A 4165-nucleotide genomic window follows, 5' to 3' on the forward strand; every position below is an offset into this window, starting at 1 on the left:
GTTATATTTCTTAAACCTCAATCAAGGAAGATTATGAGAATATCGACAATCCCCCTAATCGTTCTCTGCCTGTTCATGGGCTTTACCTTCTGGGTAATGGCAGGCGCCGAGCAGTCGCTTCTGGCCTTCGGTGTTCAGCTGATGTCTAGCCCGGATACCGCCCAGGTTGTCATAGATCTCTACATTCTCGCCGCGTTGGCCTGTATTTGGATGTACCAGGACGCCAAAAGCCGCGGCAAAGGGTTGGGCTACGTCATCCCGTTTTTAGTTCTGACAGCGGTGTTTGTATCTGCAGGTCCGCTGCTATATTTGGTGTTGCGTGGTGGGCGAGAGCCTGAAGCCCAAGCCAGCAAAATATAACCAGCCGCATCAGTACGCGGCCGGTGGCCGCCGGACGTCCCTGACGGGCCGCCGCTGTGCTCCGCGCGTTATATGAGAGGAACGTGATGATCCCTCTATACCTTCTAATTGGAGGGCTGCTATGGATTGCCTTGTGCATGGCGTTCGATGACTTTATTTCTTACCAATACCGGCACTTCAGAGAAGATTGGGTGGTAGACGGTAAGCCTCGAGGGTTCAGGTTTAACCCAGAGGGAAGTTCTTATCTGGGGATGACTTTGTTTTCGTTCCGTGGCTACAAAGAGCCTCCTCAGTGGGCTTTGCCGGATCAGATAGCAGTCAAGAAACATCGTCGCCTGGCAGGTCTCTATGGAGCCTGGAAGTGGTATCTAATTCTGCTACCCCCGGTCATTTTGGTTTCCACCAGCATATAACCAAGCATTCAAGTTCGTTACGGCCCTCTGGGCCTCCACCGGACGCCCATTCCGTTGCACTCCATGGGCGCTGATCTTGCACCTCTTTAGTGGACGGTCTTTTACCGAACACTAGAAGGGGCCCACCATGGGGCAGAGCCACAAGAGAAACTACGATCGTTACACCCTGGCGTTCAAGCTGCGGGCCGTTAAACTGGCTAATCACCCTAACGTTAAAACCAAGGATATTGCGGAGGGGCTAGGGATACATCCAGTCATGCTGTACCGCTGGTGTATGGAGCATCGCAACGGAACGCTGGTTGAAAACAAACACATGAAAAAGCAGAAGCCCTCTCCGAAACGGGTGAACCCTCCACCGGATTCTGAAGCCGCCGCGGAAGACGAGCTGGCAAAGGCGAAGAAGCGCATCAAGGATCTGGAAAAACAGCTGAATGCCCGCCAGGAGGAAATAGACCTCCTAAAAAAGTTTCAACGTTTTCAGGCCGAGGAACGACAGAAGCGTTCCGGTTCGTCTGGCAACACCGACGACAACACGGCGTAAAGGCCCTGTGTCGCCACCTGAACATTTCGCGCTCAGGTTACTACGCCTGGGCGAATCGCAAGCCCGGCAAACGGGCTGCTGAAAACGCTGACCTATTGCTCCGGATACGACGGATTTTCAATGAAAGTGAAGGTCGCTATGGCAGTATGGTTACGGGGTGAATTAAGTCACTGAATCGCCGTGGTACGTGATCCGTATGCCCGGTGATGTGGGTGGAGGGGCATCGTGAGGTGCCTCCCTATCCCGATTAAGCTCTATTGTTGCGTGGTGCGCAACGTGCTAGCATTCTCTCATGATTAAATCATTCCGTCACAAAGGACTGAAGCGGTTTTACTCGACCGGCCACACGTCTGGGATACAACCCGACCATGCCAAGAAGCTGCGTATGCAGCTGGCTGCTCTGGATACGGCGACTTCAGTGGAAGACATGGATATCCCTGGTTTCCGGCTTCACCCATTGAAGGGCAAAGACAAAGAACGGTGGTCGATTCGGGTCAACGGAAACTGGCGCATGACGTTCGAATTTCAGGACGGCAACGCCTACGTTCTTGATTATGAGGATTATCACTAATGACTATGCATAATCCGCCGCATCCCGGTGAATTCATTCGTGAGGTGTATCTGGAGCCTTTCGGCATCAGCTCCCGCCAGCTTGCGTCCAGCCTAGGGGTCTCACCTTCCACGTTGTCTCGTTTGCTCAAAGGAGATAGTGGTATAAGTCCGGAAATGTCATTGCGGCTATCTAAGGTGCTCGGGCGCACTCCCGAGAGCTGGTTGGCAATGCAGGATATGTACGATCTTTGGGTGGCCCGCAATACGGTCAACCTGGATGGAATCCATCCACTGGACTTCGAAGCAGCTTAACCAATGGCTGTTGTCGGACGCGCCTGCGCTGGCGCTCCGGCACGCCGCACAGCCAGGGCTTAACGGCTCTAGTCCCAGATATGGAAGTATAGAGTGGAAATTAAGATCCTCGGCATTTCGATAGCAATAGGCATAGGGTTGGCCGCTGTGTTCTGGTTACCCGTCTTATGGGGTTATATCTTTGCCAAATGGAAGGGACTGGGCTCTCCAAAGCGTTTCGCGTTTTTCAGTGGTTGTACGAGCTACGGGATTCAAACTCTGATCGGAGCATTGCTGATATTTCCCTTTGCCGTCCCGGCGGCAAAGTCTGCGCCGCAGTATTGTTATGACAACCCAGGTGCGTGGCTTTGCCACATCCTAAATTTTGCCGAGAATTGGTCTGGTACATTTGGGTTGATCGCGGCTGTGTTCGTAACATTAGTGGCACCAGCAATATTCAATAAATACGTGTGGGCCGGTGCCAAAAGCCGTTAACCAAGCGGTCAACCGGACGCCAAAAGCGTACTGCTTTTGGTTCCCTTCCCTGCGCTACATGGGCGCCGCTAAACAAGGGCGTTACACCTCACTGATCTTGCCTTGACGCTCGTACGGCAACGCCGTATATTTTGGCAATGCTGTTCATCGAAACCTCAGCGTTCACCAAGCTATTGCCGAACTACCTCTAGGACTGTAGTTGCCCCCGCTAAACCGGACACCACCTCATCAATTTGATGCCAGTTCTGCCCGGTACTCCCAGGGCGATTTCATTTTCAGCCCCTTGTGCGGGTGGCTGCGGTTATAGTCCTCGATCCATTCCGGCAACCTGGCCATCACCGTGGCGGCATCAGGAAGATCGTTCAGGTACACATAGTCCCGCTTGAACGTCTTCACGAAGGCCTCAGCCATGCCATTACTCTGAGGGCTTCTGACTGGTGTGGTACACACCACAAAGCCCAGAGAGGACGCGAAGGCCCGCGTTTCTTTGGCAATGTAGCAGCTGCCATTATCCGTCAGCCATTCGAGTGGGTGCGGAACACGTTCTGACTGGCCGAAGCGGTATTCCAGGCTTTCCAGCAGTAAATCCTGGACCATCTCAGCGGTGATGCCGCCGGTGGTCGCCACGTAGCGCATCAGTTCGCGGTCACAGCAGTCCAGGCTGAACGCAACACGCACAACTTCCTTGTTCCAGCAACGGATCTCGAAGCCGTCTGAGCACCAGCGAAGGTCTGGCTTCAAGGTGATGACCTGGCCGTTATGGCAGCGCTCCTGGGGCCGTCCCGTATAACGGGGTAACAACAGTCCATCCTGCTTCATCAGTCGATACACGCGCTTGTGGTTCACTCGCTCGTCGTTTGCTGCCAGCAACCGATTCAGCCGAGCAGTGATCCTTCGATAGCCATTGGCAGCACGGGCATCGCACAGCTCTCGGATAAACGGCAAATGCCGCTCATCGTCCTGCTTGTTATATCTTGGGCTTCTGCCTTTCTGGCGACCATGAAGGCGATCCAGAAGGTTGGAGCGCGATACCTTCATTACCTCCGCAACCCGTTTCAGAGGGTATCGTCCGGTGGCAGCAACGGCATGCGCGAGATCAACTTTTTTGACTGAGCCACCTCCAGGGCTTCCCGGAGTATTTCAGCTTCCATCGTCTTGCGGCCCAACATCCGCTCCAGCTCCCGGACCTTCTTGTTCAGGGCTTTCATCTCGGATGCACTGACAACCTCATCACCAGATTCAATCGCGGACATGCCACCGTCTTTCATCAGCTTCTTCCAACGGAACAACAGACTTGCTGATATACCATGACGTCGTGCGACAAGCGATACCGACATGCCAGGCCGCTCACACTCCGCGACCATGAATGCCTTCTCCTGCGCGGAATACCGGCGACGACGCTGCACTCCAGTTATGACTTCGATTCTCTCCACCTTGGACACTCCTTTGCACTAGGTCTATGCCTAGGCCTTTGCTTCTACCAAGGTGTCCGGTTTAAATGGGGGCTACTACA

The 4165-nt window shown here is 53.9% G+C and carries 6 protein-coding genes; 5 read left to right on the forward strand and 1 reads right to left on the reverse strand.

All coding sequences use genetic code 11. From position 1 onward, the window contains the following. The first annotated feature begins 33 nt into the window (after window positions 1–33). The 5 genes from ACQUTG_RS18385 to ACQUTG_RS18405 all read left to right on the forward strand — a co-directional run bounded on the left by ACQUTG_RS18385 (window position 34) and on the right by ACQUTG_RS18405 (window position 2652). Window positions 34–360, forward strand: coding sequence for a DUF2834 domain-containing protein (locus ACQUTG_RS18385; RefSeq protein WP_428919839.1), 327 nt, complete (start codon window positions 34–36; stop codon window positions 358–360). A 540-nt stretch (window positions 361–900) separates the two neighbouring features. Beyond that, window positions 901–1314: a transposase gene (locus tag ACQUTG_RS18390; protein WP_428920752.1), complete on the forward strand. Its 414-nt coding sequence runs from the start codon at window positions 901–903 to the stop codon at window positions 1312–1314. 292 nt (window positions 1315–1606) lie between these two features. Beyond that, window positions 1607–1885, forward strand: a complete 279-nt coding sequence (locus ACQUTG_RS18395) for a type II toxin-antitoxin system RelE/ParE family toxin (RefSeq protein WP_428920753.1) — start codon at window positions 1607–1609, stop codon at window positions 1883–1885. Next, window positions 1885–2178 carry a HigA family addiction module antitoxin gene (locus ACQUTG_RS18400; protein WP_068436756.1) on the forward strand — a complete coding sequence of 98 codons (294 nt, stop codon included), beginning with the start codon at window positions 1885–1887 and terminating at the stop codon, window positions 2176–2178. Before ACQUTG_RS18395 ends, ACQUTG_RS18400 begins: the two co-directional genes overlap by 1 nt. Before the next feature lie 93 nt (window positions 2179–2271). Further along, window positions 2272–2652 (forward strand): hypothetical protein, encoded by a 381-nt coding sequence (locus ACQUTG_RS18405; RefSeq protein ID WP_428920754.1) that lies wholly within the window; start codon window positions 2272–2274, stop codon window positions 2650–2652. A 228-nt stretch (window positions 2653–2880) separates the two neighbouring features. On the opposite strand, the gene ACQUTG_RS18410 is transcribed toward ACQUTG_RS18405, so the two are convergent. Further along, a protein-coding gene (locus tag ACQUTG_RS18410) for an IS3 family transposase (RefSeq protein WP_428918472.1) occupies window positions 2881–4085 on the reverse strand; the annotation gives its coding sequence in 2 pieces (ribosomal slippage) (window positions 2881–3758 and window positions 3758–4085; 1206 coding nt in all). Between the last annotated feature and the right edge of the window lie 80 nt (window positions 4086–4165).

It is taken from the genome of Marinobacter sp. DUT-1 (assembly GCF_050379415.1).
Classification (GTDB): domain Bacteria; phylum Pseudomonadota; class Gammaproteobacteria; order Pseudomonadales; family Oleiphilaceae; genus Marinobacter.